Origin of the sequence: Gordonia sp. N1V, assembly GCF_029269935.1 — a bacterium.
GTDB lineage: Bacteria > Actinomycetota > Actinomycetes > Mycobacteriales > Mycobacteriaceae > Gordonia > Gordonia polyisoprenivorans.
Genome location: NZ_JARJDD010000025.1, coordinates 17,657 through 42,732, shown reverse-complemented (window position 1 = coordinate 42,732; position 25,076 = coordinate 17,657). Strand labels below are relative to the sequence as shown.

Below are 25,076 nucleotides of genomic sequence, written 5' to 3'. Positions count from 1 at the left end.
GACTACCGGATGACGAAGTCGTCCCAGCGATCGGCGAGGTAATCGACGAATCGCGGACCCACCGATTCCGCCGTCAGGTGATCGACGTGCACCGGCGTCGACACCGCGCGGTAGTCGGCGTCGGCGATGGCCCGGCGCGCAAAATCGTGATGCAGGATGCCGCCGGTACCGATCAGGACGAAATCGGCTCCACGGGAGAGGCATTCGCGTGCGCCGGCGGCGTCGAGGATCTTGCCGGCCACGCCGAGTCGGGTGGAACCCCAGTCGAGGTCGGTGAAGTGGTCGATCAGTCGACGATCCTGATGGTGGGGCTCGTAGGGGTGTTTGAATGCGTTCCACAGCGACATGTCGAGGTAGTCGAGGGTGCCCTCGGCGAGCACCTCACCGGCAAGCGCTCGCGACTCGTCGAGGACGATCCCGTAGCGCTCGGGCGAGAGCCGCAGTCCGAGTTGGAAATCCGGGCCGGTGGCCGCGCGGATTCCGTCGAGGATCTCGTGGATGATCCGGAATCGGTTCGACGCGCTGCCGCCGTACCGATCGGTCCGCTCATTGTGGCGGGAGTCGAGGAACTGTGCGAGGAGATAGCCATGTGCGCCATGGATTTCGGCGCCATCGAAGCCGGCGCGCTCGGCGCGGATCGCTGCGGAGACGAAGTCGCGGACGATCCGCTCGACACCGTCGGTCGACAGCGCGGAGGCGCCCTTCTCGGAATCGTCCCAGGGCGCGACAGCCGGCAGTCCCGACAGCGACGGGTCCGCGCGCCGCCCTCCGTGTTGTAACTGAATCGATGCCACCGCGCCGGCGTCGGAGATCGCCGCGGCCAGCCGGGTCAGCCCGGGCAGGTGGGCGTCGTCGGAGACCCCGAGCTGGCCGGGAAACGATTGCCCGTCACGGCTGACGTAGGCGGCGCACGTCATGACCATCGCGAATCCGCCGTCGGCTCGCCGCACCAGCCAGCGGAACTCGTCGTCGGACAGGGTTCCGTCGTCGTTGCTCTGCAGATTGGTCAGTGGCGCCAACCCGACCCGGTTGTTCCATGACGGGCCATGGGTGAAGCTCAGCGGACTGCTGAGGTCGGTCATCAGTACATCCTTTGCGGGCGTCGGCGCGGTCAGCAGAACCCTACCCGCAACACGGAATCGCCCCGGATCGGCCGAGTCCGGTCACCGCGACACCCAGCCGTGCCAGAATCGGGCCATGAGTGAGCACACATACCGCGTCGTCGAAGTTGTCGGTTCCTCGTCGGAGGGTTCGGACGCGGCGATCGCCAACGCCATCGCCCGGGTGTCGCAGACGACCCGCAACGTCGAATGGTTCGAGGTCGTCGGCACCCGCGGGCACGTCGTCGACGGCGCGATCGCGCACACGCAGGTGACGCTGAAGGTCGGTTTCCGCATCGACGACGCCGACTGAGTTCGGCAACGCATCGGTGACCGAACAGATCGACTGCGCGGTCATCGGCGCGGGGGTCGTGGGACTGGCGGTGGCCCGCCGCCTCGCCCTCGCAGGTCGCAACATGGTGGTCTTCGAGGCCGAGGATTCGATTGGGACACAGACCAGTTCGCGAAACTCCGAGGTCATCCACGCCGGCATCTACTACCCCACCGAAACCCGCAAGGCCCGGTTGTGTGTGGCCGGTCGCGATGCGCTCTACCGTTACTGCCGGGATCGGGGCGTGGCCCATGAGCGGCTCGGCAAGCTGATCGTGGCGACCACTGCGGACCAGGAGCCGGCGCTACAGCGGATCGCCGCGCAGGCGCACGCCAACGGTGTCACCGACCTGCGTCGCGTCGACGGCTCCGAACTCGCCGATCTCGAGCCGGCCCTTCACGCGAGCGCCGGTCTGCTCTCGCCGTCCACCGGGATCATCGACGTGCACGGCCTCATGCGGGCGTTGCGTATCGACGCCGAGCAGGCCGGGACAGTGGTGGTGGTCCGTAGCCCGGTGCTCGCCGGATCGGTCGGCGCCGACGGCTCGCTGTCGCTGGACATCGACGGATCCGGCGACGTGCGTTGCCATGCGGTCGTGAATTGCGCGGGGCTGCGCGCGTGGGACGTCGCCGCATCACTGACCGGGTTCGCACAGGAGTTCCTGCCGGCCAAATACCTCGCCAAGGGCAACTACTACTCGCTGGCGCACGGGTCGGTGCCGTTCAGCAGACTCATCTACCCGGTTCCGGTGGACGGCGGTCTCGGCGTACATCTCACGCTCGATCTCGGTGGCCGTGCCCGGTTCGGGCCCGACGTCGAATGGGTCGATGAGGTCGACTATCGCGTCGATGGGACGCGGGTCGGTGAGTTCGAGAGCGCGATTCGCCGTTACTGGCCCGGACTCCCCGACGGTGCACTGCAACCGGACTACTGCGGCATCAGACCCAAGGTCACCGGCCCCGGGCACGCGGCCGGTGATTTCGTGTTCCAGACCGCCGCCGACCACGGAGTGCCCGGCCTGATCAACCTGTTCGGAATCGAATCACCGGGCCTGACCTCGTGTTTGGCGATCGCCGACGAGGTCGCCACCATGCTCTGAGGCTCCCGCGTACCACAACCCCGGCGCACGGGAGCTCACGCGCGGGCGAGGATCTCCCCGTGAGGGATGACGAGCCAGCCGTCGGGGTGCGCCGCCCACTGCAACCAGGCCGCGGCGATCGCGTCGAGGTCCGACGGACTCGCCAGCCCGCGTTCGACAGCCATCCGGCCGACGTCGGAGTGGATTCGCTGCGCCCACATCTCGCCCCAGGTCTTCCGTTCGGCCGGGGTGGCGTAGCACCACACCGACGCCGACGGCGTGACCTCGGTGAAACCCGCCTCGTGGACCCAGGCGAGTAGGTGCCGACCGGCGTCGGGCTCGGCGCCGTTGCCGTGGGCCACGGCGCGGTAGAGATCGAGCCAGGCATCGAGGCGCTCGTCGGCCGGCCACCAGTGGAACCCTGCGTAGTCGGCGTCGCGGACGGCGACCACCCCGCCGGTTCGGGTGACCCGACGCATCTCGCGTAACGCCGCCACCGGGTCGGACAGATGCTGGAGAACCTGGTGGGCGTGTGCGACGTCGACGCTGTCGTCGGCGTCGGAGAGTCGGTATGCGTCGTCCACCGCGAACTCGACCGCCACGTCGCGTTCGGTCGCGAGCTCCCGCGCCCGACCCAGTGGCGCATCGGTGATCTCGACGCCGCGAACACGACCCGGGGCCACGAGTTCGGCCAGATCGACGGTGATGCTGCCCGGTCCGCACCCGACGTCGAGTAGGTCGAGTCCGGGCCGCAGGAGCGGTATCAGGTAGGCGGCCGAACTCGTCGCCGTGCGGGCCGCGTGGCTGGACACGACCACCGACGGGTGCCCGTGTGTGTAGACGTCGCGGGGCGGGACGGCGTCGGTCATCGAATTTCACTCCTCCGTGAAGTCAGCAGGTCGTGTGATTCTCGTCGCATGTCGCGTTCGCCTGTGACGTGACGGTAACCCGGGCCGGGGTCGTAAGCTCGGAACTGGCCCGGACCCGAGGGCCGTGGGCACTGTGGCTCCACCGAACGCGTCAACACGCGCCGATGTCGCCGGCCCGCGATACTGGTACCGCCCGGACAACACGAATCCGGGCGCTGCGTGACCACGACTGGAGAGTAAGGCAGATATGAGCGCGGAGAAACCGACCATCATCTACACGCTGACCGATGAAGCGCCCATGCTGGCGACGCACGCTTTTCTCCCGATCATCAGGACATTCGCCGACGCCGCCGACATCAACGTCGAGACCTCCGACATCTCCGTCGCCGCCCGCGTGCTGGCCGAGTTCTCCGATTACCTGAGCGACGAACAGAAGGTTCCCGACAACCTCGCCGAACTCGGCAGGCTGACCCAGGATCCCGACACCAACATCATCAAGCTCCCCAACATCAGCGCGTCGGTGCCGCAGCTGACCGCCGCCATCAAGGAGCTGCAGGACAAGGGCTACAAGATCCCCGATTTCCCGGGCAACCCGAAGACCGACGAGGAGCGCGCGATCCGGGATCGCTACACCAAATGCCTCGGCAGCGCAGTCAATCCCGTTCTGCGCGAAGGTAACTCGGACCGTCGAGCGCCCAAGGCGGTCAAGGAGTACGCGCGCAAGCATCCGCACAGCATGGGCGAGTGGTCGATGGCCTCGCGCACGCACGTCGCGCACATGCGGCACGGCGACTTCTACCACGGCGAGAAGTCGATGACCCTCGAAGCCGACCGCGACGTGAAGATGGAACTGATCACCGCCGCAGGCGAGACGATCGTACTCAAGCCGAAGGTGCATCTCGACGCCGGCGACGTCATCGACAGCATGTTCATGAGCAAGAAGGCGCTCATCGAGTTCTACGAAGAGCAGATGGAGGACGCCTACAAGACCGGCGTCATGTTCTCCCTGCACGTCAAGGCCACCATGATGCGCGTCAGTCACCCCATCGTGTTCGGTCACGCGGTGCGCACCTTCTACAAGGAGGCGTTCGCCAAGCACGGCGAGCTCTTCGACGAATTGGGCGTCAACGTCAACAACGGCCTCTCGGATCTGTATTCGAAGATCGAGTCGTTGCCGGCGTCGAAGAAGGAAGAGATCATCGACGATCTGCACGCCTGCCACGAGCATCGCCCGGAGCTCGCGATGGTCGACTCGGCGCGCGGCATCTCCAACTTCCACTCCCCCAGCGACGTCATCGTCGACGCGTCCATGCCGGCCATGATCCGCGCCGGCGGCAAGATGTATGGCGCCGACGGCCGGCCCAAGGACACCAAGGCCGTCAATCCCGAGTCGACCTTCTCCCGCATCTATCAGGAGATGATCAACTTCTGTAAGACCAACGGGCAGTTCGATCCCACCACCATGGGCACCGTGCCCAACGTCGGTCTGATGGCGCAGAAGGCCGAGGAGTACGGGTCGCACGACAAGACCTTCGAGATCCCCACCGACGGCGTCGCCAACATCACCGATCTCGCGACCGGCGAGGTGCTGCTGTCCCAGGACGTCGAAGAGGGTGACATCTTCCGCATGTGCATCGTCAAGGACGCGCCGATCCGCGACTGGGTCAAGCTCGCCGTCACCCGCAGCCGGGAATCCGGTATGCCGGTGGTGTTCTGGCTCGATCCGTACCGTCCGCACGAGAACGAACTGATCACCAAGGTGCACACCTACCTGAAGGATCACGACACCGAGGGCCTCGACATCCAGATCATGTCGCAGGTACGGGCCATCCGGTACACGATGGAACGCCTCATCCGCGGCCTCGACACCATCTCCGCGACCGGCAACATCCTGCGCGACTACCTCACCGACCTGTTCCCGATCCTGGAGCTCGGAACGAGCGCCAAGATGCTCTCGATCGTGCCGCTGATGGCCGGTGGCGGGCTCTACGAGACCGGTGCGGGTGGCTCGGCTCCCAAGCACGTCAAGCAGCTCATCGAGGAGAACCACCTGCGGTGGGATTCGCTCGGCGAGTTCCTGGCGCTCGCGGTCAGTCTCGAGGATCTCGGACGCAAGAACGACAACCCGAAGGCGAAGGTGCTGGCCAAGGCGCTCGACGCCGCGACGGGCAAGCTGCTGGAGAACAACAAGGGCCCCTCACGCAGCACCGGTGAACTCGACAACCGGGGCAGCCAGTTCTACCTCGCGCTGTATTGGGCGAAGGCGCTCGCGGAACAAACCGAGGATGCGGATCTGGCGAAGTACTTTGCGCCGCTTGCCAAGACGCTCGAGGAGAACGAACAGACCATCGTCGCCGAACTCAACGACGTCCAGGGCACCGCGGTCGACATCGGTGGCTACTACGCCCCCGACAACGATCTCACCGACAAGGTGATGCGCCCGAGCGCGACATTGAACTCGGCGCTGGAGTCCGTGCGCGGCTGACGCGTCACCGGCCGGTCACGTTCCTGACGAGCCCCGTTTCCCGGTATCGCACCGGGGATCGGGGCTCTGGTCGTTTACCACCGGCATATGCCGGCCCCGTGGAAGGGCTTGCGCCTCACATGGACTCGGTCTCACATGGACTCGAAGGCCCGGCCGAGCTCGGCCTCGACGTCGATGATCCGGGCGCTGGTGACCTCCGGATCCTCGATCCGGGCGGCCACATCGCGGGCGATGAAGCGCTTGATCTCGTCGTCGACCTGCGCGACGAGCCGGATGATCTCGCCTCGCAGATTGCGGGAGGCGACGCCCACCGTCACATCCGCGGGACGCGGCGGGGTGACGTCGATGTGGAGTTGCAGGGGTTCGACCGCGCGGGCGGTGAGTGCGAGCCGCACCGACCCGTCGACGTCGTAGCGGATGCGATCGACCTTGAGGTCGACCAGCAGCCGGATCGACAGCGGAATGCGCACGGTGAAGGTGATCAGCTCGGAGATGTCGCGGATGATCTGCGGCTCGTCGATACTGACACGGGCTTGGACCTTGGCGATCCCGCCGGGTCCCGACGGGATCGGCCCCACGTCGAAGGAGTCGCCGGTGATCGCCGAGAAGGCGCTCCCCACCCGGTTCTCGGTGACGGCCACCTCGAAGAAACGGCGGCCGAACTCCTCATACGTCAGCTCTGACATCTGTCCATCGTCGCAAATCCCGGGCGGTGGGGAGGTCGTCATGATCATGCACCCCGATGCGCGTCGATCCGTGCGGCCGCATCCGGCCACATGGGTGGGCACGGAGCGCCCGGAATGGTCGCGACCTCGAAGTGCCACCACTCGTTGTCGAAGGTGCGGCACAGGCCCCAGCGGAAGCCGTTGACCTGCAGCCACCGGGCGCCGGCCTGTGGTCCGACGTCGATGGCATGACCCCCGACATGCGTCGACTCCGACGGTGGCAACACCCACCGGCGAGCCAGCGCCGGACTGCCGTAGGTGGCGATCGCCTCGTCCCACAGTTGTTGCTGCTGGGCCGGCGTCCGCGCGCCGGAGGTGATGTGCAGGGGGACGCCGTCGGCGCGGGCTGCCGCCGACGCCTGCGCATATGCGGTGCCGAGGACCGGATCGAGGCCTCCTACTCCCTCGTCCGCGTGTGCATGCGGCGCGGCGATCGACCACGCGAGGATCATCGCCGCCGCGATCATCACCAGAACCATCGTTCGGCGCGTGTTTCCGGGAGTCCGGAGAGCAAGAGTCACCACACCAGTAAAGCGGGTATTGACGATGGCGTCGATGACTCAGGGTCGGAGGTACTCGGTTACGGGGTGCTCTGCGCCCCTCCTACAGTGAGTTTCATGGCAGGTATCGGGAGGTCCACGGCGGGAACCGACGGAATCCCGGACACGTCGGGCGTTCGCGGCCGACTGCTCGTGGTCCTCGGTGCCTTGTCGGCGTTCGGACCGATCTCCACCGATCTCTATCTGCCCGCCCTGCCCGAGGCGGCCACGGATCTGTCGACGACGCCGGCCGGGGCGCAGGCCACCCTGGTGGTGTCGATGATCGGGCTCGGCCTCGGTCAACTCGTCATGGGTCCGCTCTCGGACCGGTTCGGCCGCCGCCGACCTCTCCTCGCCGGATTGGTGCTGTTCACCGTCGCCTCGGTCGCCTGCGCCTTTGCTCCCAGCGTGGCGGTACTCGTCGTCTGTCGCCTGCTGCAGGCGCTGGGTGGCTCGGCGGGTGTGGTGATCGTCCGCGCGGTGGTGCGCGACCGCTGCAGCGGTCCGCGGTTGGTGTCGGTCTTCGCCGTCCTGACAGTGGTCGTCGGCCTCGGGCCCGTCATCGCCCCGCTGCTGGGCAGTGCGATCCTCCTGGTCGGCACGTGGCGGACGGTCTTCGCCGTGCTGGCGGTGATCGGCGCGTTGCTCGTGATCTCGACGGCGGCATGGGTCGGCGAGTCCCTACCGGCCGATCGCCGTACCGCCGGTGGCCTGGGAGGTGCCTTCGTCTCCTACCGTGTCCTGTTCGGCGACCTGCGATTCCTACTCGTGATCGGTACGGGCGCAGCAGGATTCGGGTCGTTGTTCGCCTACATCACCGGCTCGCCATTCGCGCTGCAGGTCGTGCACGGGTGCCCGCCTGCGGTGTTCTCCGCGGTGTTCGCGATCAACGGGCTGTGCCTGATGGCGTGTGCACGGTGGGTGCGGTTCGCCGATCCGGTCCGTCAGATGGCCTGCGGTGCAGGGGTACTGGTCGTCGCCTCGGTGGCGATGATCGTCGCCGGCAGCAGCGGCGCGCTGATCCCGCTCCTTCTCGGATTCGCCCTGATCGCTTCGTCGTGGGGCATCATCGGCCCCAGCGTCACCGCGCTGGCACTGCAACGACACCCCGAACGGGCCGGCGCGGCAGCCGCATTGCTGGGTGCGCTGCAATTCGTGGTCGGTGCCGTTGCCGGTTCGCTGGTGGGACACGGCGCAGACGCGGGCATCACGGCGCTCGTCGCCGTCGTGGTCGGCGCCACGATCTGTTTCGTCACGCTGGTCGTCGGGGTCTGGATGGGTCAACGAGGGCCTCGCCACACCGCCGGCGCCGGAAAACCCGGCGCCTGAGATTCTCGGGTGAACGCCGGGAGTTGACGTCGTTGCTACCGTGGACATCGGAGTCCATTTCAGGACCGCGGACGAGGGAGCAGTACCCGCCGAGCGACAAGACTGCCACGAAAGTGGAGGTCGGTCGCCATGGCCTGGCTCATTCTCATCATTTCCGGCGTACTCGAAGCCGTGTGGGCGGCTGCACTGTCGGCGTCACGAGGGTTTCGACAGCCACTGCCGGTGGTGGTCTTCGTGGTTGCCCTGACGCTCAGCATGCTCGGACTCGCTCTCGCGCTGACGTCGTTGCCGCTGGGCACCGCGTACACGGTGTGGGTGGGCATCGGTGTGGTTCTGACCGTCGTCTGGGGTGTCGTCACGGGACAGGAACGGCCGACTGTCGTGCGAGTCGGGCTTCTCGTGCTCCTCGTCGGCTGCGTCGTCGGTCTCAAGGCGGTGAGCTGACATGGCCTGGTTGATCCTGCTGGCTTCGGCCGTGTGCGAGGCGGTGTGGGCGGTGGCCCTGGACCGGTCCAACGGATTCACCGAACCGGTGCCTGTCGCGGTGTTCCTGGTGGGGCTCGCGCTGAGTATGGCCGGACTCGGCTGGGCCGCCTCGTCGCTGCCGATCGGCACCGCCTACGCGGTATGGGTCGGTGTCGGGGCGACGCTGACCGTGACGTATTCCATGGTCACCGGTAGCGAGGGGGTTTCGGTCGCCAAGTTGCTCTTCATCGCGGGTATCGTCGCGGCGGTCGCCGGCCTGAAGATGACCCGATCAGGGACCACCGACTCATCCCGGCCGCCGTCGCCCGACCTACGCTGAGAGAACCCCGACGACGAGGAGTTCTCGATGAGTGACCACGAAGTGAAGATGATCATCCTGTCCACCGACGATCTCGACGAGTCGATCAAGTTCTACGGCGAATCGCTTGGTATGACGCTGAAATTCCGCGACGGCGCGCATTTCGCAGCCCTCGACGGCGGGCCGGTCACCCTGGCCCTGGCCACCCCGGTCGATCATCCGATTCCCGGACAGGTCGTGGTCGGGATCAAGACCGCCGACGTCGACGCGGCCGCCAAGGCGATCGAGGCCAGCGGTGGCGGCATCGTCAAGGGCCCCTACGACGACGCGCACGAACGGCGCGCGGTGGTCTACGACAACAAGGGCAACGGGCTGGTGTTCTACAGCCCGCTTGCGCGCTGAGTTGTCGCGCGCTGAGTTGTCGCGCGCGGTGACGTCCTCGGCCGGACCGTCGTGGCGTCCCCGCGCGTACACGGCGTATAATTCAGTCGTGCACTACTGATTAGTGGTTCATCGATTACTCGATTTCATGAAGCCGTATACCGGAGTATCGTCCGGATCGTCGGTCTGGGAAACTCGGGTACAAAGACCGGTCACCGACAAGAGGAACCCCCATGGTTGACACGAACCGCCGTGCTGCGACATCGCGTGCGTCGCAGGACACCTCGACGAGATCCGGTTCCGGCCGCGACGGTGATCGACCGCACGGGCTGCAGTACATCAAGTATCACTACGGGGCGAAGCTTCCGGACTCGATGCGTGACTGGGTCTTCAACGATCTGACCGGTCCGTATGCCGCCCTGCGCATGGTCGCGTGGTGGGCCGTGCCCTGCGTGATCATCCTCGTCCCGATGTTGTTCGTGCCGGCCGACTGGCTGATCCGGGCGAACATGACCGTGCCCATCCTCATCCCCTACATCTTCTTCTCGGTCGCACTGAACCGCGTCTACCGGCGTTACCGGTTGTCGCAGCACGGCTTCGATCCCGATCTGGTCTCCCGTCGGGAGAAGGAGAAGAACGCCGACGTATACGCCGAGTACCACCGCAAATACCGCGGGGCCGGCCGCTAGCCTCCAGCGTCGGGGGTTCGGGTCAGATCAGCCGGTTCTTCCCCGACGCCCGACGCAGGTCGGAGAACGCACCGATCGAGGTCGACGTCGCCGTCGCCACCGGGCGACCATCGGCCGCCTCGGACTTCGACACCATCACCACGTTGTCGATGTAGGGCTGGATGGTGCTGGTGTTCTGCACGGTCGCGACGATGATCAGCTGGAAGCCGAACTTGCGGAACGCCGAGAGCGCCTGCTGGGCGAATTGCGGGTCGGATTTGGAGAATGCCTCGTCGAGCATCAACTGCGCGAAGATCGGTCGGTTGTCGTCGCCATGCGGGCTGGCGAGGTTGAAGCTCAATGCGCCGGCCAGACAGAAGGCCATGAGCTTCTCCTGCTCGCCACCGGAATTGTCGCCGGCATTGCTGTAGGTGCGGATCGTCTCCCCGGTCTCGGCGTCGTGCTCTTCACAGTAGAAGTCGAAACGGTTGCGGACGTCGAGCGCGTCGCGCGTCCACTGCCGGTCCTCCGGGGTCGCCCCCGCCAGGCGTTCGCGCAGCAGGAGGATGTCGGCGTACTGCTCGAGGATGGCCTGCTCATCGCCGAACGCGACGGCGGTCGACCGCCCCGCGATCTGACGCGCCTTTTCGGTGAGTTCGGCTGCGGCCCCGAGGTTCTTGCGTCCCGGTTGCAGGCGCAGTCGGGTGCCACGATTGAACGCGACCGCACCCAGGCCCGTGTTGACCCGCTCGATCTGCTCGACGATCCGGCGCTCCTCGGCGTCGGCGGCCATGTGCAGGTTGAGGATCGCACCCGGCGCCTGCTCGGTGATGAGCCGGCGCATCCGCTCGTAGGCCGCGGGTAGCTCCCGCTCGTCGATGCGGCGGCACAACGCGACGTAGTCATAGATGCGCTCGTCGAAATCGCTGCTGTCGTTGGGGATCTCGTCGGGGAACTCCTCATCGTAGGTCGCGAGGATACGAGCCAGTTCGTCCCGGGAGCGACGCGCATCGGCGCGCATCCGATCCCGGTCGCGCCCAACGGCCTTGATCAGTTCCTGGCGGTAGGGATCCGGTGCGAGCACATCGAGGGTGGCCGCAGAATCCTCACGGAACGTATCGAGGGCCGCCTGTGCGGGACCGGAGATGTCCTCGGCCTTGAGGCGGTCGACGAGATCGAGCAACTGCGTCCGGCGCTCGTCCTGGGTCGCGATTCGGTCACGCACGAGCGCGGCCTGGGAGATCGCCGCGCGGACCTGCTCCCAGATCTCCTCGGCCTTGCGTTGCAGTGCCTCGACGTCGGGATGCTCTTCCATCAACAGTTCGTACTGCTCCGAGAGCCGCTCGGCGCGATCGTCGGCGGACTCGACGTCGATCTCACTCCACTGCGTGAACTGCTCGCACACAGTGCGGTAGAGGTCGCGGCGGCGTTGTTTGTCGGCTCGCTCGCGTTCGAGGACGGCGGTGGCCTCGCGCGCCGCGGCATGAATGCTGTCCTCGTGGTCGAGTTCCTCACCGAGGGCGGCGACCTTGGCGTCGACGTTGCCGACGAAGATGTACTGCGAGGGCCGCAGTGCCTGCCGGTCGTCCTTGATGGCCAGCTTCGCGGAGTCCTTGCGCAGGCCGCGATCGGTGACCGCCTTGGCATGGTCGGCGAATTCGGCCGGATCGTCGACGCAGACGTAATTGCCCAGTCGGGCGAGCAGCGTCAGGGCTTCCGCCGAGCTCGGGTGCTCCGGATCGACCGGACGCAGGGTCGCGGCCAGCGTGCCGGGGTCGGGCAGCACCGCCGTGCGGCGCTCGACATGATGCAACTGGATCCGCCCACGCATGTCGTGGGTGTTCACGAACCGCAGGGCGGCATTGAAATGGCGATCCGGCACCAGCAATCGCAGACCGGCGTTACGCAGCACCTTCTCCACCGCCGGACGCCACCGCTCCTGCTCCGGGTCGAGTTCGACGAGTTCGGCGACATAGCGCAATTCGGAGTCGTCGAGCTGCAACGCGTCGGCGATCACCCGGCGCATCTCGTGCTCGGCGCGCGGCAGCGCGGATCCGGCCTCGCGCACCCGGGCCAGCTCGTCGGCAGCGGCGTCGCGGCGGCTCCGAGCGGCGACCTCCGCGGCCAGCAGTTCGGCGTAGTGTCCCTTGCCGGCCTCGAGTTGCCCGTCGAGCCGTGTCGCTTCCTCGATGAGGGATTCGCGTGTCTCCCAGAAGTCCTCGGCCGACTCGGGGATTTCCACGTCGAGCGCCGACATCTTCGAGTCGAACGAGGCCCGCCGCATCGACACCTCGCTCGCCGCTTTGCCGGCCGCGGCGAGCTGTTCCTGTAGTGGTGCGAGATCGGCTGTGCTGGAGGAGATTCGCGACAGCAGATGGCTGTGATCCTGGCGAAGTTGATCGTGCTGGGAGGTCAGCGCGGCCAGATCGCCGTCGAGACGGGCGATCTGATCGTCGAGGTCGGCGATCTCGGGCTCGGCGTTGCGGATCCGCAGGTTGGTCACGTAGGCACGGATGGTCGCGCTGTCGATGGTGTCGAGCACCGAGAACTTCGCCGACTCGGTCGCATACCGTTCCTGGACGGCCTCGATGTTGCCGAGGATGGTGCGTTTGCGACGTGCGACGTCCAGGAATTCGCGGGCCTCGACGAGCGGATCGATCTGCTCGAGTGCATCCTTGATACCCGCGATGCTGGTCGGTTCGTCGAGCATGAACTCACGGACGAACTGGGCCAGCCCGCCGACGCTCTTGAGCGACTTGGCCTTTCCCAACAGCTGCTGGGCGGCCTCGGAGCCGCGGATGCCGATCAGCGAGTACAGCGACGCGAGGTACTTCCCCTCGCCGGGACCGCCCCGCCAACCGCGCTCACGGAGCCGGGCCGCATTGTGCCCGTTGGCCGCCCACTCGTTACAGGCGTCGACGATGTCGGCGTCGCCGTCGGCGAGATAGTAGGCGCTGTGGGCGTCGGTCATCTTGCCCGCAGCGAGCCACTTGAGGACGAGGCCGGTGATCGACACGCCCGAGGTGGAGGTGTAGGTGACGGCGATGGCCGCCCAGGCCGGCCCGGTGCCGCGCAGGTACATGATTTCGCGCGTCGAGTTCACGCCGTCGCGCCGCTCGCCCCATGCTCCACGCACGTACTTGCCGACGGTCCGCCGACCACTCGCCGATCCGGCCGCCGTGGCGTCGCCGGAGGCGTTGAAGTTGCGCCGATGGTCGGGCAGGAAGGCCAGGGAGATGGCGTCCAGAAGCGAGGACTTACCGCTGCCCGACGAGCCGGTCACCAGAGAACCGTTGGCGCTGAACGGAATCGAATGATACCCGTCGAAGACGCCCCAGTTGATCAACTGCAACCGCGACAGGTGGAACTGGTCGACACGATCGCTCACCAGTCATCTCCTTCGTCCGTGTCGTCATCCTCGGTGTCGTCACCGTCGTCGGTGTCCCGATCGCCCTCGGCGAGGTATCCCGAACCGTCGTCTCCGGATTCGGGCGCGGAGCGATCGAGCGTCTGCGCCTCGGCGTCCTCGCCGGCACCGATGAATTGCTCGAACTGGTGCTGCAGATCGGTGATCACCGATGCCGTCATGATCGCGGTGATCGCCGGACTCACGGTGAAGGTGTCGGGGTCGTCGCGATGGCGGCGCAGCAACTCGAGTTCCTCGAGCTTGTCGATCGCCTTGTCGATGCGTTTGTCGAACAGGGCGAGGTCGCGATCGATGGTGTTGGAGACGCCGGCGAACAGTTCGTGGATCTCCTCGTGGGTGATCAATACCTGATCTTCGCGCGCGGCCCGCATGTGTTTGGCCAGGTGCAGGGCGAGGATCGCGTCGTAGGCCTGGATCGTCTCGCGCTTGAGTAGTCTTCTACCCCAACGGGAGTCGTAGCCCACCTGCTCGACGAAGGCGACCTCGAGTTCGGTGACCAGGCGCAGCCGCAGATCGAGTTCGGACAGCCGGATGCGTAGGGACTCCTGGTATTCGACGATCCAGGACCACAGCTGGGGAGTGCGGTCGCCGCTGACGTAACGCCGGGTGAGTAGATTCTGCAACGCCCAGCAGGCGCGGTCGGGCATCGCCGAGACGTCCCCGTCGAAGCGCGGGACCTTCGTTTCCTCGACGGCGGTCCGGCTCACCGCGGGCAGATCGTCGTAGCCGTTGAACTCCTCGGTACTGACCCCCTTGGCGGGAAACCGTTCTGACTGATCGGTCACAGGACGTCGACCTCCGCGGTGGGGATGGGTTCGGTGAAGTGCAGGGCAGGAATCTCGATGAGACGGTCCTCGCCGTCGAGGGAGCGGAATCGGATGAATTCGGTCGCCGCGGCGTCGCCGGTGTCCGTCGATTGCCGTAACGCCCACGACCACAACACGATCACGTGGGCGAGGTAGGGGTCGTCGAGGGAATCGATGACCTCCGACAACGCCACCGGGCCGTCGACGACCGCGTTGTTGACCACCTCGGTGAGTTCGACGGTGTCGACCTGGCCGGCCAGCGAAACGAACGAATCGAGATCGGTCTCCCCCGTTGCGGGCACCGCCGGCTGTGGGGGTTCGGGCGTGCGGATCTCGAACGCGAGACGCCCGTTGGATGTCAGCGCGGGAGTGGCCAGCGGTAGTTCGTAGCCCAGCCGCCGGTCGGCGAGTGAGATCGTGAGCAGTTCGTTGGCGGTGGCCAGGGCATCGTTGAGTTGACGGGCGATACCGCGACTCTGCTCGAGGGTTCCCGAGGCGACGAATCGGCGGATCCGACGCGCGCAGCGGCGACGGATCCGGCCGACCTCGTCGATCTGCTGGGTGACCAGCACGAAGAAGTTGTCCATCACCGATCGCAACCCTGGATCGATGGCGGGCAGATGCGCGGTGACGGTCTCGATGTCGGAGACCAATCGAGCCCGTTGGGTCGGGTCGCCGATCATGTGCGTGAACGCGTGATAGGACGCGCTCTGCGAGGACTCCAGCAAGGCCTCGTAATCGTCGAACATCTGCCGCTGCCGGTCCCGATAGGCCAGATCGGAGTCGTTCGGATCGTCGAGGAGCGCGGTGGTGATGCGGTCGAGCATGCTGCCGTACTGCCCGATGTCGGAGATGATCTGCTCCATCTGGTAGGCGATGGCGCGGGCCTCGTCCTCGGCGGCCCGCAGATCCGGTCGGCGCCGGCGACCGGCGTCGAGGTCGGCGAGTTCGGCGTCGAGTTCCTCGATCTGATGGGTGAGGTCCTCACGGATGTAGCTGGGGTCGTCGCTGACCTGACCGGCCACGCGCCGCAAACCTGCCGCGATGCCGTTGATCGAACCCGCGGTGGCCACCGAGTCCTCCCGGCGCAGCCGCCGCATGTAATCGAGCACCGAGCGCGCCTCGGGGGTGAGGTAGCACAGGTTCTGGGTCGCGACGACCGGGTCGGCCATCCGATGCAGCCACCCGTTCTTGGCCCACAGTTTCAGCAGATCCATGCCGTGGGGCTGGTCGCCGACGCCGAGTTCGGCCATGTCGCGTTCGAGCCGGATCGCCAGATCGGTTTCCGACCGGCGCGCCCCGAAGTCGAGGTGACGCTCCATCAATGTCACGTAGAGCGCGGAGTTGGTCGCGGCGAACAGCCGGACGGCCGCGGATCGTTGGATCGATCGGTTGGTCTCCCACGCCTGCATGAGCGTGGGCTGAGTTGCACTGTCCATCGCCGCCTCGTGGGTTCGTCTCGGGTTCGGTTGCTCGTCGGGGTTCGGTTGCGATCGGGGGGTCGGGTTGGTGGCCGGGCCGCCAGGTAGTCTCCCACGTCCACCGATCGTGGCCCGCGCCACGTCCGAGCCGCTGTGGACAACCACGCCGACACGCCGAGGCGACCGGCCGAAGAGATCCGCATGTCGCGAGGCGTCGAACTCCAGGCAAAGGACGTACCGGTAACGACGGTTCTCGTCACGGCCGCTGCGAGAAGAGGATGATCCACCGATGTCCGAGTTGCGCCTGGTGATGCCGCACCAGTTGTTCGAATCACATCTGAACGCCGAGCCCGGCACGCGGTTCGTTCTCGTCGAGCACGATCTGCTGTTCCGCCAGTACCGCTTCCACCGGCAGAAGCTGATCCTGCACCGGGTGTCGATGCGCCGGTTCGCGCAGCGGCTGCGCCGCCACGGATTCGACGTCGAGGTCATCGAGACCGACTCCGCGACCACCAGCCGAGAAGCCCTCGGGGCACTGGTGCGGCGGCTGCGCCCGTCGTCGGTGCATCTCTACGACGTTGTCGACGACTGGCTGGCCGCCGACGTGCGTGCTGCGCTGGCCGACGCCGGGATCGACCTCGACGACGAGGCCACTGCCGAGAGCCCCAACTTCCTCACCTCACGGCGCCAGATCGCCGAGTTCTTCGACGGCCCGACCGCTCGGATGAGCGAGTTCTACGCGTGGCAGCGCCGACGCCTCGGCGTTCTGGTGGACAGCGCAGGAGTACCGGTGGGTAAACGCTGGAGCTTCGACGCCGAGAACCGCAAGCCGCTTCCCCGCGGGCTCGAGGTGCCGGTGCCGCGGTTTCCTGATCCGGACGAGCAGGTCGACGCGGCCATCGAGTGGGTCGAGAAGGAGTTCCCCGACAACCCCGGCGATGCGCGGGCGTTTCGGTGGGCCACCGACCACCGCGGGGCGCGCGAGATGTTCGAGGACTTTCTCGCCGAACGATTCGCCGGATTCGGCCCCTACGAGGACGCGATCAGCACCAGGAATCGGTACCTCTTCCACGGCGTGCTCACCCCCGCCCTCAACGTCGGCCTTCTGTCACCGCGGACGGTGCTGCGCCGCGCACTCGAGGTCGGCGGGCAGGGCGAGATCGGGCTCGCCGGGCTCGAGGGATTCGTCCGTCAGCTCATCGGGTGGCGCGAGTACATGCGGGCCACCTACGTGGTGCATGGTCGCGCGATGCGGACCGCCAATCGGCTGGGGCACCGTCGCGCACTCGCGCCGGGCTGGTGGAGCGCGCGGACCGGTCTCACACCGGTCGACGGCGTCGTGCGCCACGTCCTGCACTGCGGCTGGGCGCATCACATCGAGCGGCTGATGATCCTCGGTAATGCCATGTGTCTCTTGCGAACCCATCCCGATGAGGTCTACCGGTGGTTCATGGAGATGTTCGTCGACGCCTACGACTGGGTGATGGTGCCCAACGTCTACGGGATGAGCCAGTTCGCCGCGGGCACCGCCATCACCACCAAGCCGTACGTCTCGGGCAGCAATTACCTGCGCAAGATGTCCGACCTCGGCAAGGGCCCGTGGTGCGCGGAGTGGGACGGCCTGTACTGGACGTTCGTCGCCGATCACCACGACGTTCTCGACCACAACCGCCGGTCCTCGGTCGTGGTCGCCAACCTCGAGCGCATGGAACCGTCGACACGGGCCGCCCACCTGCGCACGGGACGGCGGTGGCTCGACTGACGATCGCGGAGGTGTCTCTCGGACCGCGCGGCGCACGTGAGGGTGCCACCATGGAGTCATGTTGCCGACCCTCGACCTCACCGCAGCCGACGCTGACGGGCAGGCCTTCGCGACCGCGTTGCGCGAGGCCGCCCACCAGCACGGGTTCTTCTACCTCGTCGGACACGGCATCGCGCCGGCGCAGATCGACGGGGTCCTACGACTCGCCCGCGAGTTCTTCGGGTTGCCCGACGCGGAAAAGGCGCGGATCTCCCAGCTGGACAGTCCGGCGTTCCGGGGCTATTCACGTCTCGGCGGTGAGTTGACGAACGGACTCGTCGACTGGCGCGAACAGATCGACATCGGCCCGGACCGGCCCGTCGTCGACGGTGCCCACGGGTACTGGAATCTGCAGGGCCCCAATCTGTGGCCGCAGCGCCCCACCGGATTCCGTGAGGCATTCGAGGCGTGGATCGCCGCCGTATCGGAGGTGGGCGTACGCCTGCTACGGCACTGGTCGGCCTCACTCGGAGCGCCGGCCGGGTACTTCGACGACGCGTTCGCCGACCGTCCGGCCACCCTGCTGAAGGTGGTGCGTTATCCGGGCAGCGACGACCGGGACCAGGGCGTCGGAGCACACAAGGATTCCGGTGTCCTCACGCTGCTGCTGGTGGAGCCGGATTCCGAAGGGCTGCAAGTGGAAACGCTGGACGGTACCTGGGTCGACGTGCCGCCGAAGCCGGGCGCGTTCATCGTCAACATCGGCGAACTGCTCGAGGTGGCCACCGGCGGTTACCTGCGCGCGACCCGGCATCGGGTGCGCGCGCCGCGCCCCGGGACCGATCGCGTCTCGATCCCGTTTTTCCTGAATCCGGCGCTGGACGCCACGATCCCGATCATCGAGCTGCCGCCGGAGCTGGCGGCGTTGTCACGTGGTGTCGAGGCGGACCCGGACAATCCCATCTTCAGTACCTACGGCGAGAACGCCTGGAAGTCCCGGGTTCGTGCGCATCCCGATGTGGCACAACGACATCACGGGATCACTCCGCTCGGCCCGGCATCCGCCTACTGATCAGTCCGGTCTGATCAGTCCGGCCGCGCAAGCCATTCCGGCCGACACGAGCCGCGCGGAACCAGCACCGTGCGGTAGCGACCCGGCGTCTGGCTCATCCGAACCTGGTCGGTGACACCCTGATACGCCCCGAGCGGTGTGTCGGCGGTGAAGGTCTCGGGATCGAGATAGTGATGTGCGCCGTCGCCGACATCGGTGCCGGCGATCTCGTGGGCGTAACCACGATCGAACACACCCATCCCGATGATCCAGAGTGCAGCCCGGGTCAACGACACATGCACCCGGTAGCTGCCGCCGTCGCGGGCGCGGCGGGTGAGGGCTTCGACGATTCCCGCGGTCAGCAACCACGACACGATGTAGTCGTTGACGACGAGAATCGGTGGGAGCTTGGGTTTGTCGCCCCCGCCCTCGAGCAGCATCATCCCGGTCAGGCTGCCCGCGGTCTGATCGAATCCGACCTGTGACGACCACGGGCCGTGCTCACCGTTGAGAGAGGCGGTGGCGTAGACGATCCCGCGATGTCCGTCGGCGGCGGCATCGGCGGACAGTCCGATCTTGTCGAGGTAGCCGGGCCGGCGGTTCGCGTAGAACACGTCGGCGTCGTTGAGCAGCCGACGAATCCGGGCGGCACCGTCGGCGTCGTAGGGATTGATCGTCGATGACCGTACGCCGACGTTGGCGGTGGCATAGGTCGCGTCGTGCTCGAGTTCGTCGGGGCGCCATACGTTGAGCACGTCGGCGCCGTGCAGGGCCAGTGCCCGGCCGACCCCGGCACCGGCGATCACATGCCCCATGCCCAGCGCCCGGATGCCGTCGAGGGGCTGGTCGACCCCTCCGGTGAGTGGAACCGGGTCGCCGTCGGCGATACGGGTGATCTCGATGAGCGGCATGTCGGCGAGAACGTCGCGGTAGTGCGTTTCGTCGAGGAGTTCGGCCGTCGTACGCAGCATCGGCAGGACGACACCCGCCTCGGTGGCCGCGGCCTCGAGTTCGGCGCCCTTCCAACTCGCGATGGCCGCCGCGACGGCGTCGTTGTCGTCGGGTACCCCCAGGAGCCGCTGCGCGCCGACCTTGATCTTCGGATACGGGTTCAGCGGCATCATCCACCGATCGTCACCGGTCCGGTAGAAGCGGAATCCCAGCGCGTTCGACGGATTCGACGGGGTGGCCGGCGGATAGCCGTTGAGCATCTCCCACCGGCGGTCGTAGAACGGGCACAACCGATGTGGTGCGCTCCGCAGGTCCACGGCGATGTCCTGGCCGACGCCGCCGCGGACCTGCCACAGCTTGGCGACGGCGGCGGACTTGGCGGCGAGCGCGATGGCCGACGCACCGCCGAGACGCAGGGTGCTCGGCACCACCGGGTCGGCGCCGTCGAAGGTGACCGTGCCGCCGGTGTCCTCGGCCGACATGCCGATGCCGCCCAGGACATCGGCGAGTTCTGTTGCGGGATGGAAGGAGTCGTCGGTGGCCGGCGCGGCGATGGCCGCGCGCAGTCGGTCGGTCAGGGTGGTCACACCAGCTCCTCGTGGTCGGCGGTGGTGAGGTCGGGGACGGTCGCGTCGGCGGTCAGCAGGTCGTCGGGGATCAGCACCTGACGCGAGCGCAGATACTCCCCGATCGCCTTGCCCACCTGGTCGATTCGCAGGTTCGAGGATCCGCCGGTGCCGAGCAGGCCCTTGAACACGAAGTGAATCGCCCGCAGATCGGGGAATTCGTGGCGCACCACGTCGATGTCCTTGGTCTCGGGGATCAGGCGACGGATCTCGTCGGTGGACAGGAATCGCCGCAGCCACGGCCACACCCGCGGATCCGGGGTCCACACACCGACATTGGAGTTGCCGCCCTTGTCACCGCTGCGCGCATGCACGACGGTGCCCAGTGGCGCGCGGGTGACGCGCTCGGGAAGCGGTGCCTCACCGGGCTCGGGATGCACGGGTTGGGGGGTCGTCGCGGTGGCAGGTGGCACCGCGGCGTCGATGACGGTGCCGTCGTCGAGGATCGCCCGGTGCTGCAGTGCACTCTGTGGGAGGAGGCCCGGCCAGTAGTCGACCCGGGGTTGGGGACGGGAATGCAGTCCGGCGGCACCGTCGTGGAAATAGCCGGGGATGCCCTGCAGGTACAGGCTGCCCAGGCGTGACCCCATCTCTGCGCGCGTGAGCGTTTCGGCATCGTCGGCGACAGCCATGACGCGCAGCGCAACCGTTGCCGCCCACTGGGATTCGGGGTCGTCGGCGGGCTCACCGACCTGGATGAGGTCGATCTGCACCCCGTCGGGCAGATCCCGGTTCAGTTGGTCGCGGATGAGGGCGATCTTCTCCTCGACATGCGGTGAGGTGACGAATACCGTGTTGACCACGCTCGCGCCGACGGTGCCGAAGAGGGCGACCTTGGTGGTCGGTGGCGGCGGGGTGCCGGCCGCGCCGGACACCGTGACACGATCGGGGCCGGCCTGATCGACCCGCACGTGGTCGAGGTGGACGGTGACATCGGGGTTGAGATAGATCGGGCCCTGGATCTCGTAGACGAGCTGGGCGGTGACGGTGTCTGCGGTGACCGCTCCCCCGTCCCGGGCGTGTTTGGTGATGACGCACGTGCCGTCGGCGGCGACCTCGCCGATCGGGAAACCCGGTGTGGTGCGGTTGGGGATCTCGAGGAAACCGGAGAAGTTCCCGCCGACCGCATGAGCACCGCATTCGATGATGTGGCCGGCGACCACGGCCCCGGCCAACGCATCCCAGTCGTCGGCGGACCAGTCATGCCACCACGCCGCCGGACCGACGGTCAGTGACGCATCGGTGACGCGGCCGCAGACCACGATGTCGGCGCCGGCGCGCAGCGCTCCGGCGATTCCCCAGCCGCCGAGGTAGGCGTTGGCCGCGATCGGCCGGGCCGCCCAGGAATCGAGCGGCGCACCCGAATCAAGGTTGTCGAAGCGATGTCCGGCGGCCTGCAGATCGGCCAGGTCGGCGAGGATGTTGTCGCCCTCGACGTGTGCGACGCTCACCGTGACCCCGGCGTCGGCGAGTTCGTTACGCAATGCCTCCGCGAGCCGGTCGGGCGCGAATCCGCCCGCATTGGTCACGACCTTGATGCCGCGCTCGGCGATTGTCGCCAGGTGGGGGCGCAGCTGGCGCACGAAGTATTCGACGTATCCGCGGGAGGGGTCACGGTGGTGCACCGCCGACAGTGACGCGAGAGTGATCTCGGCGAGATAATCGCCCATGAGCACGTCGACGGGGTCGCCGGCGATGGCCTCGTCGATGGCGGTCCGGCGATCGCCGAGGTAGCCGGAAAAATTGGCGATGCGGATGGGTCGTCGCACGGTCATCGGTACGCTCCTTCGCGTGGTCTGTCCGGCACCGATCTCCTCGTCCGGGGGCCGATACCGGTATTCGCGTCGAGACCGACGCTATCGACATCGTCCGATGGCCACCACGACCGATTCGCGAACGGCGAGATGATCGTGGCGGTCATGGCGCGCACCCGGCGGAGGGTGATGGTTCGGTGTCCTATCGTGAAGGGCGTGGACCTGCCCCATCTGCGCTACTTCGTCGCCGTCGCCGAGGAGCGCAGCTTCACGCGAGCCGCCGCCCGGCTGCACATGGCGGGTTCGCCGCTGAGCCAGCGCATCAAGGATCTCGAACGCGAGTTGGGCACACCGTTGTTCATCCGCGCGCACCACCGGATCGATCTCACCGATGCCGGCGAAGCGCTGCTACCGCGGGCCCGCGACATCCTCGACCGGGTGGACGCGTTGCCGGCGGTCGTGGCCGATGCGCAGCGGCACGCCCTGCGGCCCGCGGTGATCGGGATCGCGCCGGAGGTCACGCCCAGCGTGCGGGACAACGTTCTCGACACGCTCGCCGACCGCCACCCCGACATCGCCGCGCAACTGCTGCCCGCGAGCACCGCACCGCTGTTGCGAGACCTGCGCGCCGGGGCGGTGGATGTCGCACTCGTCCACGGGCCCGTCGACGGTGAGGGAATCGACAGCCTGCTCCTCGAACGCAGCCCGGTCGGTGTGGCCGTCGGCTCCAAGATCGTGGCGGGACAACCCGATTCGATCACGCTCGGCGAACTGGCGCACGTGCCGTTCGCCTCGATCAACCACGAGGCCGCACCCGAGATCTACCGCAACCTCGACCGGCTACTCGACCGGCACGGCGTCCGTAAACGAATCACGTTGCCCGATGATAATTTCGCCGGCCTTGCACATCTGGTTGCCAGCGGACAGGCCTTCACCCTCATCTCCCTCGGCGAGGGCATCGGTGGCCGGATGTTCGCCGGTGAGGCGGTGCAGGTCATCCCGCTGCGTGACACCCGCGCGCACATCAGCACCGTCGCGGTGTGGTCCCACCGACGCGCCGAGGCCGAACCGCTGATCGCCGACCTCGTGGACGTGGTCCGCGCGCTGCGCTGAACAGGTCCTCCGACGATCCTGAACGGGTCAGCCGATGAGGCCGTCGCGTCGCGCCCGGTCGACGGCAGCGGTTCGTGAACGTACACCGAGTTTGGAAAAGATGTGCACGAGATGGGATTTGACGGTCATCTCGCTGAGCAGCAGGCGTTTGGCGATCTCCCGGTTGCTGTGTCCGGCGGCGACCTCGACGAGCACGTCGATCTCGCGCGCGGTGAGCACCGCGTCGGCCGGCGCCCGCATCCGTGACATCAGCCGCGTGGCCACCATGGGCGACAGCGCGCTTTCGCCGGCAGCTGCGGCGTGCACCGCGGCAATGAGTTCGGTGGGTGGGGTGTCCTTGAGCAGATAGCCCGACGCGCCGGCTTCGATGGCCGCGAGGATGTCGGCGTCGGTGTCGTGATTGGTGACCACCAGCACCCGGGGCACCGGTCGCAGCGTCAGCAGTCGTCGGGTGGTCTCCACCCCGGACAATCCCGGCCCGAGCCGCAGATCCATCAACACCACGTCGGGTACGGGAGCCGGCGGCGTGCACCGGGCGATCGCCTCCTCACCGGTGGCGGCCTCCCCGACGACCCGGATGCCGTCGGACTCGGTGAGCAGCGCACGCAGACCGGCTCGCACGATCGCATGGTCGTCGGTGATCAGGACGCAGATCGGAGGCTCCGCGGACGAGTCCGGGTCGGTCGGTGAGGTCATCGGAGCGCGGGCTCGACCCGGAAGCCGACCGCAACGGAGGTGTGGCCGGGTTCGGAGACGACGTCGAGGTCGCCGCCGAGCTCGCGCACGCGTCGGCGCATCGTCGTCAGACCGAAGCCCGACGCGGCGTCGGCGTCGAAACCCGCTCCGTCGTCGACGATGTCGAGATGGACCTCGTCGGAGCTGTAGGTGAGCGTGACCCGCAGGACCCTCGCCCGCGCATGCTGCACGACGTTGCCGATGGCGCTCTGTGCCACCCGCACCAGCGCCGCCTCGACCGGCATGGGCAGCCCGAACGGCTCGCCGTCGACGACGAGGCGGGTACTCAGGCCGTGACCGCCCGCATCATCGGTCACCCGTTGTAGTGCCGCGCTCAACGAGCGTCCGTCCAACGGTGCCGGAGTGAGTTCGTCGATGAGTCTTCTGGTCTCGCCGAGGGCGTCGGCGGCCGCGGTACGCGCGGTGTGCAGCTCCGGCGAATGTCCACCGGCCCGGCGTTCGGCCGCGTAGATGAGCATCTGGATGCTCGACAGACTCTGTGACACCGTGTCGTGGATCTCGCCGGCGAGTCGCTCCCGTTCCCGCGCCCGCCCCACTTCCCGCTGTTCGTCGGCGAGTTCGGCTCGGGTGGCGAGCAGTTCGTCGATGAGGAGTTGCCGGCTGCGTACCTCGTCGAAGAGTCGTTGATAGCCGGCCGTGATCACCACCGCCACCGCGGCCCCGAGGATCGGTCCGATCGCCGCGGCGACCGACCAGACGTTGTGCAGACCGAAACCCACCACCGCGGCCACCGTGGACATGGCGACACATGCGGTGCCCCAACGCATCCCGGCCAGATGCAGGTAGAGGAAGAACATCACGAACACCAGGTAGACGGCCTCGCCGCTGACGGACAGGCAAGCCAGCCACACGAGGCTCAGCGCCGCGAGCCACCACCAACCGGCACGGCTCGAGCGCACCAGCACCATGCCCGAGGCATAGATTGCGAGCCACAGTGCGGCCAGTGCCACCGCCGCCTCCGACGTCGCGCCGCCGCTGCCCACCGCGCGGACCGCGACCACCACCGCGAGCACGGCGGCCATGGTGTGCAGGGCCGCGCGCAGGGCGGTGAAGACCGGGGCCAACGGTGAGGAGTGCATGTCGATTCAGTTTATCGGCGGTGCACTGCCGCGCATCCATCGAAAGTGCGAGTCGCCGGTGC

Annotated in this window: 22 protein-coding genes and 1 riboswitch; of the genes, 11 read left to right on the top strand and 11 right to left on the bottom strand. The window is 67.3% G+C overall.

Features of this window, described 5'->3' with window-relative positions; genetic code table 11:
- Positions 1–2 precede the first annotated feature (2 nt).
- A complete protein-coding gene (locus P3L18_RS23820) occupies positions 3–1,082 on the bottom strand; it encodes an NADH:flavin oxidoreductase (protein ID WP_276115464.1) in 1,080 nt (359 codons plus the stop codon).
- A 115-nt stretch (positions 1,083–1,197) separates the two neighbouring features.
- Between P3L18_RS23820 and P3L18_RS23815 the strand changes: the two genes are divergently transcribed.
- Positions 1,198–1,413, top strand: a complete 216-nt coding sequence (locus P3L18_RS23815) for a dodecin (RefSeq protein WP_006372748.1) — start codon at positions 1,198–1,200, stop codon at positions 1,411–1,413.
- A 16-nt stretch (positions 1,414–1,429) separates the two neighbouring features.
- Positions 1,430–2,530, top strand: coding sequence for an NAD(P)/FAD-dependent oxidoreductase (locus P3L18_RS23810; protein WP_276115463.1), 1,101 nt, complete (start codon positions 1,430–1,432; stop codon positions 2,528–2,530).
- A 35-nt stretch (positions 2,531–2,565) separates the two neighbouring features.
- Here the strand turns inward: P3L18_RS23810 and P3L18_RS23805 are convergent, their stop codons facing one another.
- Positions 2,566–3,378, bottom strand: a complete 813-nt coding sequence (locus P3L18_RS23805; protein WP_276115462.1) for a methyltransferase domain-containing protein — start codon at positions 3,376–3,378, stop codon at positions 2,566–2,568.
- A gap of 247 nt (positions 3,379–3,625) precedes the next feature.
- Here P3L18_RS23805 and P3L18_RS23800 point away from each other — a divergent pair, with 247 nt between their 5' ends.
- The gene (locus tag P3L18_RS23800) at positions 3,626–5,863 is read left to right on the top strand and encodes an NADP-dependent isocitrate dehydrogenase (protein WP_276115461.1); all 2,238 of its coding nucleotides are present in this window, start codon (positions 3,626–3,628) and stop codon (positions 5,861–5,863) included.
- A gap of 131 nt (positions 5,864–5,994) precedes the next feature.
- Here the strand turns inward: P3L18_RS23800 and P3L18_RS23795 are convergent, their stop codons facing one another.
- Both P3L18_RS23795 and P3L18_RS23790 read right to left on the bottom strand, forming a co-directional pair.
- On the bottom strand, positions 5,995–6,549 hold the full coding sequence (locus P3L18_RS23795) for a hypothetical protein (RefSeq protein ID WP_276115460.1): 555 nt from the start codon (positions 6,547–6,549) through the stop codon (positions 5,995–5,997).
- A gap of 44 nt (positions 6,550–6,593) precedes the next feature.
- Complete coding sequence (locus P3L18_RS23790; protein WP_276115489.1) at positions 6,594–7,067, bottom strand: M15 family metallopeptidase; 474 nt, start codon at positions 7,065–7,067, stop codon at positions 6,594–6,596.
- Between the two features lie 138 nt (positions 7,068–7,205).
- Here P3L18_RS23790 and P3L18_RS23785 point away from each other — a divergent pair, with 138 nt between their 5' ends.
- The 5 genes from P3L18_RS23785 to P3L18_RS23765 all read left to right on the top strand — a co-directional run bounded on the left by P3L18_RS23785 (position 7,206) and on the right by P3L18_RS23765 (position 10,310).
- Complete coding sequence (locus P3L18_RS23785; RefSeq protein ID WP_276115459.1) at positions 7,206–8,456, top strand: multidrug effflux MFS transporter; 1,251 nt, start codon at positions 7,206–7,208, stop codon at positions 8,454–8,456.
- 47 nt (positions 8,457–8,503) lie between these two features.
- A riboswitch (guanidine-III (ykkC-III) riboswitch) is annotated at positions 8,504–8,568 on the top strand.
- Between the two features lie 17 nt (positions 8,569–8,585).
- A complete protein-coding gene (locus P3L18_RS23780) occupies positions 8,586–8,900 on the top strand; it encodes an SMR family transporter (protein WP_006372755.1) in 315 nt (104 codons plus the stop codon).
- 1 nt (position 8,901) lies between these two features.
- The gene (locus P3L18_RS23775; RefSeq protein WP_014360079.1) at positions 8,902–9,261 is read left to right on the top strand and encodes a multidrug efflux SMR transporter; all 360 of its coding nucleotides are present in this window, start codon (positions 8,902–8,904) and stop codon (positions 9,259–9,261) included.
- A 27-nt stretch (positions 9,262–9,288) separates the two neighbouring features.
- Positions 9,289–9,642 (top strand): VOC family protein, encoded by a 354-nt coding sequence (locus tag P3L18_RS23770; RefSeq protein ID WP_094600565.1) that lies wholly within the window; start codon positions 9,289–9,291, stop codon positions 9,640–9,642.
- 212 nt (positions 9,643–9,854) lie between these two features.
- On the top strand, positions 9,855–10,310 hold the full coding sequence (locus tag P3L18_RS23765; RefSeq protein WP_014360077.1) for a DUF5313 domain-containing protein: 456 nt from the start codon (positions 9,855–9,857) through the stop codon (positions 10,308–10,310).
- 22 nt (positions 10,311–10,332) lie between these two features.
- Here P3L18_RS23765 and P3L18_RS23760 read toward each other — a convergent pair whose 3' ends face one another.
- From P3L18_RS23760 to P3L18_RS23750, 3 genes are read right to left on the bottom strand one after another with little or no spacing between them, the layout of a single operon-like run.
- Positions 10,333–13,677 (bottom strand): SbcC/MukB-like Walker B domain-containing protein, encoded by a 3,345-nt coding sequence (locus P3L18_RS23760; protein WP_276115458.1) that lies wholly within the window; start codon positions 13,675–13,677, stop codon positions 10,333–10,335.
- Positions 13,674–14,501, bottom strand: a complete 828-nt coding sequence (locus tag P3L18_RS23755) for a DUF4194 domain-containing protein (RefSeq protein WP_276115457.1) — start codon at positions 14,499–14,501, stop codon at positions 13,674–13,676. Before P3L18_RS23755 ends, P3L18_RS23760 begins: the two co-directional genes overlap by 4 nt.
- Positions 14,498–15,961, bottom strand: a complete 1,464-nt coding sequence (locus P3L18_RS23750; protein WP_276115456.1) for a DUF3375 domain-containing protein — start codon at positions 15,959–15,961, stop codon at positions 14,498–14,500. The genes P3L18_RS23755 and P3L18_RS23750 overlap by 4 nt, the downstream gene beginning before the upstream one ends.
- 271 nt (positions 15,962–16,232) lie before the next feature.
- Here P3L18_RS23750 and P3L18_RS23745 point away from each other — a divergent pair, with 271 nt between their 5' ends.
- Together P3L18_RS23745 and P3L18_RS23740 are read left to right on the top strand one after the other, a co-directional pair.
- Positions 16,233–17,705 (top strand): cryptochrome/photolyase family protein, encoded by a 1,473-nt coding sequence (locus P3L18_RS23745; protein ID WP_276115455.1) that lies wholly within the window; start codon positions 16,233–16,235, stop codon positions 17,703–17,705.
- Positions 17,706–17,763: 58 nt separating this feature from the next.
- A complete protein-coding gene (locus P3L18_RS23740; RefSeq protein ID WP_276115454.1) occupies positions 17,764–18,756 on the top strand; it encodes a 2-oxoglutarate and iron-dependent oxygenase domain-containing protein in 993 nt (330 codons plus the stop codon).
- Between the two features lie 14 nt (positions 18,757–18,770).
- On the opposite strand, the gene P3L18_RS23735 is transcribed toward P3L18_RS23740, so the two are convergent.
- A complete protein-coding gene (locus tag P3L18_RS23735; protein WP_276115453.1) occupies positions 18,771–20,273 on the bottom strand; it encodes a CoA transferase in 1,503 nt (500 codons plus the stop codon).
- Positions 20,270–22,087 (bottom strand): acyclic terpene utilization AtuA family protein, encoded by a 1,818-nt coding sequence (locus P3L18_RS23730; RefSeq protein WP_276115452.1) that lies wholly within the window; start codon positions 22,085–22,087, stop codon positions 20,270–20,272. Before P3L18_RS23730 ends, P3L18_RS23735 begins: the two co-directional genes overlap by 4 nt.
- A 195-nt stretch (positions 22,088–22,282) precedes the next feature.
- On the opposite strand from P3L18_RS23730, the gene P3L18_RS23725 reads away from it, so the two are divergent.
- Positions 22,283–23,179: a LysR family transcriptional regulator gene (locus tag P3L18_RS23725; RefSeq protein ID WP_238534903.1), complete on the top strand. Its 897-nt coding sequence runs from the start codon at positions 22,283–22,285 to the stop codon at positions 23,177–23,179.
- Between the two features lie 27 nt (positions 23,180–23,206).
- On the opposite strand, the gene P3L18_RS23720 is transcribed toward P3L18_RS23725, so the two are convergent.
- On the bottom strand, positions 23,207–23,875 hold the full coding sequence (locus P3L18_RS23720) for a response regulator transcription factor (RefSeq protein WP_276115451.1): 669 nt from the start codon (positions 23,873–23,875) through the stop codon (positions 23,207–23,209).
- A complete protein-coding gene (locus P3L18_RS23715; RefSeq protein ID WP_276115450.1) occupies positions 23,872–25,014 on the bottom strand; it encodes a sensor histidine kinase in 1,143 nt (380 codons plus the stop codon). Before P3L18_RS23715 ends, P3L18_RS23720 begins: the two co-directional genes overlap by 4 nt.
- Positions 25,015–25,076: the final 62 nt, after the last annotated feature.